Origin of the sequence: Paracoccus sp. J56, assembly GCF_019633685.1 — a bacterium.
In the GTDB taxonomy this organism is placed as follows: Bacteria; Pseudomonadota; Alphaproteobacteria; order Rhodobacterales; family Rhodobacteraceae; genus Paracoccus; species Paracoccus kondratievae.
Map to the genome: position 1 here is coordinate 1 of NZ_JAFL01000063.1, position 3,908 is coordinate 3,908.

Sequence of the window (3,908 nt, forward strand, 5' to 3'; positions counted from 1 at the left end):
ACATCAGGTTTCGTGCCACGCTGGTCTCCATTGCAGATACCAGCTTGAATCACGATCACCGCGCCCGGTGAATCCCTTTTGTCAACACGCCCTAGGAATGTTCATCGCCCGCGTCAGCCGTGGCCGTACAGTGCGCGAATTCGTGATTGCCGTGCTTCTCATACCTTCCATCGTGTCAACGCTTTGGATGACGGCGCTTGGCGGTACTGCTATCAGCCAAGTGGTCGATCAGGGCATGACTGCGGTACAATCGGCGGCGCTTGAACTGCAACTGTTTCAAATGCTGGCAGGATTGCCGCTTACGTCCATCACGTCGCTGATAGGCATCGTTCTTGTCGTCGTGTTCTTCGTGACCTCATCCGATTCGGGTTCCCTTGTAATCGACACGATCAGCGCGGGCGGCAAGATGAATGCTCCCATTCCGCAGCGCGTATTTTGGGCCACTTTCGAGGGGCTTCTGGCTATCGCCCTGCTTTTGGGTGGTGGATTGGCTGCATTGCAGGCCATGGCCGTTTCTACGGGTTTTCCGTTTGCGATTGTCCTTCTCGGCGCGTGCGTGGCGCTGGTAAAGGGACTTGTTGCTGAACCCCGATAGAAAAAATGCAGGAGAGGTTGCTTGCAGAATGGTGCCGCAGATGCGGCACCATCATAGGCCCAATTCCTCATCTACCAGCGTTGCAATTTCAAGGAATGTCTGAACCCAACCTGATTCAAGGTAATCGGCCACCATGTCCTGAAACGCGGCCACGGTTGGCGCGAGGATATAATCCCTCCAGCGCCGAATATCCGCCGCCAGTTCCATCGCGGGCACAGGGCCTAAAATGCCGCTGTCGTTATCGGCGTGCAGGCGCACACGGCGGCAAATGTCGGGCAAGGACGTGATAATGACGCCCGTGTTCATGAACCGCACATTGAAGGGAAGGGCGCTGCCGTTGTGATAGTGGCGTCCGTCATAGATCGGCACGCGGTTCAGCACCTTTCGCGTGAACAGGGCAGCGAGCGGATGCCCGTAGGATGGAAAGACGGCTTGGCCCGCCAGCACATCGCTGACAAAGCGGCCATTCACGATGCGGGGGAATTGCTCGACGGTGACGCCCCTTTCGGTAATGGTTTCCGTCGCGCCGAAAACCGCGTCAAGGTGGCCGTGTTCCATCATCGTCATACGTCGATCCAGATGCATCGGCAGCGGGTCGTCGTCGTCTTGAAAATACACATAAGGATTGGAGCCGATAGACAGGCCGATTTGGCGAAGAATGTCCGGGCTACCCGCCGGCGCATTCGTGGCCGACACACGCGGCAGCACCATTGTTTCCCGCGCCCTGTCTTTTCCAAACTTTCTCGCATTTTGGCCGCTGTCGTCTGACAATTTCAGGCACGGTCCCATAAGGAACGCGAAAACCCTTCGGGGTTTGCACTTTCCTTACCGTTTTCCAGCGCGACAACTGCTTTCGTCGCGGACGTAACCGTGACGACTCTACACGCGAAAACGACAAAGCCGCCCTCTGCACAAGGGCGGCTTTGTTGCTGACAGATATGGTGGGGCTTGTTACGCTTCAACCACCTTTGCCGAAGCGGGCAGGGCAGGCCGTTCGACCTGCCATGCTTTGAAATCCGCGCCGCTTGGGTTCTGGAAAACCGACAGGCCGAATTCCGGCAGCAGGGCAAACAGGTGGTCAAAGATATCGGACTGGATCGCCTCGTAATCGTTCCACGCAATGGTTTTCGTGAAGCAATAGATTTCCAGCGGCAGCCCTTCCGGCCCCGGCTGTAGCTGGCGCACCAGAATCGTCATGTTCTGGTGAATCTGCGGGTGCGCCCGCACATAGGCTTCCACATAGGCGCGGAACGTGCCGATATTGGTGATGCGGCGGGTATTGGCGGTCACGCTTCCCTTGTCACCCAGCTTGCCGTTCCACTCCTTCAATTCTTCCTGCTTGCGTTGCAGGTAGTTTTCCAGAAGACGGAAACGACCCAGCTTTTCGATTTCTTCCGGTGTCAGGAAACGGATGCTGGTCTGGTCGAGATAGATCGAGCGCTTGATGCGCCGCCCGCCCGCTTCCTGCATCCCGCGCCAGTTCTTGAAGGATTCCGTCACCAGCTTGCGAATGGGTATCGTCGTAATGGTCTTGTCCCAATTCTGGACGCGCACCGTGTGCAGCGCGAGCTCAATCACATCGCCGTCCGCATTCAAGGCGGGCATTTCAATCCAGTCGCCCACGCGCACCATGTCGGTGGATGAAATCTGAATGCCTGCCACCAACGACAGCAAGGTATCCTGAAACACCAGAATGAGGACCGCCGCCATAGTGGCCTGCCCCCTGAAAAGTGGTCCTCCCTGAAGTAGGCTATTGAGCCGTTGGAGAGGACGTTGGAATGCCCCAGAAGAAGCATAAGCCCGAAGAGATCGTCGCGAAGCTGCGTCAGGTCGATGTTCTGCTGTCGCAAGGAAAATCGGTTGGCGAGGCGGTTCGCACGATCGGCGTGACGCAGTTCACGTATTACCGGTGGCGCAAGGAGTTTGGCGGCCTGAAGGGCGATCAGGTGAAGCGTCTCAAGGAGCTTGAGAAAGAGAACGATCGGCTCCGCAAGGCGGTTTCGGACCTGACGCTCGAGAAGCTGATCCTGAAAGAGGCTGCTTCGGGAAACTACTGAGCCCCGCCCGCCGCCGTCGCTGCGTCGATCATGTCATGGCAAAGTTCTCCGTTTCGGAGCGCTTTGCCTGCAAGGTCCTCGGCCAGCATCGCTCGACCCAGCGCAAGAAGCCCCAAGGCCGGCCGGATGAAGAGGCGCTCACCGCCGACATTATCCGGCTCGCTTCCCGGTATGGCCGCTATGGCTATCGTCGGATCACGGCGATGTTGCGGTCCGAGGGCTGGACGGTGAACGCCAAGCGTGTCGAACGCATCTGGCGGCGGGAGGGGCTGAAGGTTCCCCAGAAGCAACCGAAGCGAGGTCGTCTCTGGCTGAATGACGGATCGTGCGTCCGGCTTCGGCCGGAGCACCCCAACCATGTCTGGTCTTATGACTTCGTCGAGGGCCGGACCCACGATGGCAGAAAGTTCCGCATGCTCAACATCATCGACGAGTTCACCCGGGAGTGCCTGGCGATCCGCATCGCTCGCAAACTCAACTCGACCGACGTCATCGACGCCCTGTCGGACCTGTTCATCCTGCGCGGTGTGCCCGGCCATGTTCGTTCCGACAACGGCCCGGAGTTCATCGCCAAAGCGGTGCGGGAGTGGATTGTCGCCGTCGGTGCGAAGACCGCGTTCATCGAGCCGGGAAGCCCGTGGGAGAACGGCTACTGCGAGAGCTTCAACTCGAAACTCCGAGATGAACTGCTCAACGGTGAGATCTTCTACAGCCTCGCCGAGGCCAAGGTCATCATCGAGGCATGGCGGCGCTATTACAACACCGAGCGGCCACACTCATCGCTCGGCTATAAACCGCCAGCACCGGAGGCCATAATCTGGCCCGCGCCGTCACGCGGGTCAGCGCCATCATCTGCCCAGATGATGGCTCAGAAGCCGATCATGCATTAAGATTGAAACCGGACCACATCATAGGGGCAGGCCAGTCCTTGAGGCGGCAGAACATGCGCTCGATGGCGTTGCGGTCGCGGTAGAGATAGGGCGAGAAGCAGTTCTTCCACTTCCGGTTTGCCTTCGGCGGTATGTTGGCAAAGGCGCCGCGCTCCTTGACCTGACGACGGATGGCGTCGCTGTCATACCCTTTGTCAGCGTTCAGTAGAGATGTCGGCGGCATGCGTTGGATGAGCACTTCGCCGGCCTTGCAGTCGGCGACATGGCCTCCGAGAGGTGGACCCGCCTGGTGAGACAGTTTGGCGGCTTGGCTAAGGTGGATCGGGTTGGTTTCTATGCCGCCAGTCGCTCCGTCATTTCCGCCGT

General features: G+C 58.7%; 4 protein-coding genes and 1 pseudogene. 2 read left to right on the forward strand and 3 right to left on the reverse strand.

The window, feature by feature from the left end; genetic code table 11:
• Positions 1 to 595, forward strand: a 595-nt coding sequence (locus tag M511_RS18840; RefSeq protein ID WP_176224587.1) for a BCCT family transporter, incomplete at its 5' end; no start/stop codon positions are given.
• Positions 596 to 646: 51 nt separating this feature from the next.
• Here the strand turns inward: M511_RS18840 and M511_RS18845 are convergent.
• Together M511_RS18845 and M511_RS18850 are read right to left on the reverse strand one after the other, a co-directional pair.
• Positions 647 to 1,306 carry a hypothetical protein gene (locus M511_RS18845; RefSeq protein WP_085503237.1) on the reverse strand — a complete coding sequence of 220 codons (660 nt, stop codon included), beginning with the start codon at positions 1,304 to 1,306 and terminating at the stop codon, positions 647 to 649.
• A gap of 240 nt (positions 1,307 to 1,546) precedes the next feature.
• Positions 1,547 to 2,305, reverse strand: coding sequence for a mechanosensitive ion channel family protein (locus M511_RS18850; protein ID WP_217809633.1), 759 nt, complete (start codon positions 2,303 to 2,305; stop codon positions 1,547 to 1,549).
• 68 nt (positions 2,306 to 2,373) lie between these two features.
• Here M511_RS18850 and M511_RS18855 point away from each other — a divergent pair.
• A protein-coding gene (locus M511_RS18855; RefSeq protein WP_121986919.1) for an IS3 family transposase occupies positions 2,374 to 3,542 on the forward strand; the annotation gives its coding sequence in 2 pieces (ribosomal slippage) (positions 2,374 to 2,638 and positions 2,638 to 3,542; 1,170 coding nt in all).
• Between the two features lie 31 nt (positions 3,543 to 3,573).
• On the opposite strand, the pseudogene M511_RS19385 reads toward M511_RS18855, so the two are convergent.
• A pseudogene (locus M511_RS19385) lies at positions 3,574 to 3,908 on the reverse strand (transposase); the annotation flags it as partial.

Bases quoted from the DNA above. Each gene is read 5' to 3' on its own strand.
- M511_RS18845 (WP_085503237.1), bottom strand. From the start codon at position 1,306: ATGGTGCTGCCGCGTGTGTCGGCCACGAATGCGCCGGCGGGTAGCCCG.
- M511_RS18850 (WP_217809633.1), bottom strand. From the start codon at position 2,305: ATGGCGGCGGTCCTCATTCTGGTGTTTCAGGATACCTTGCTGTCGTTG.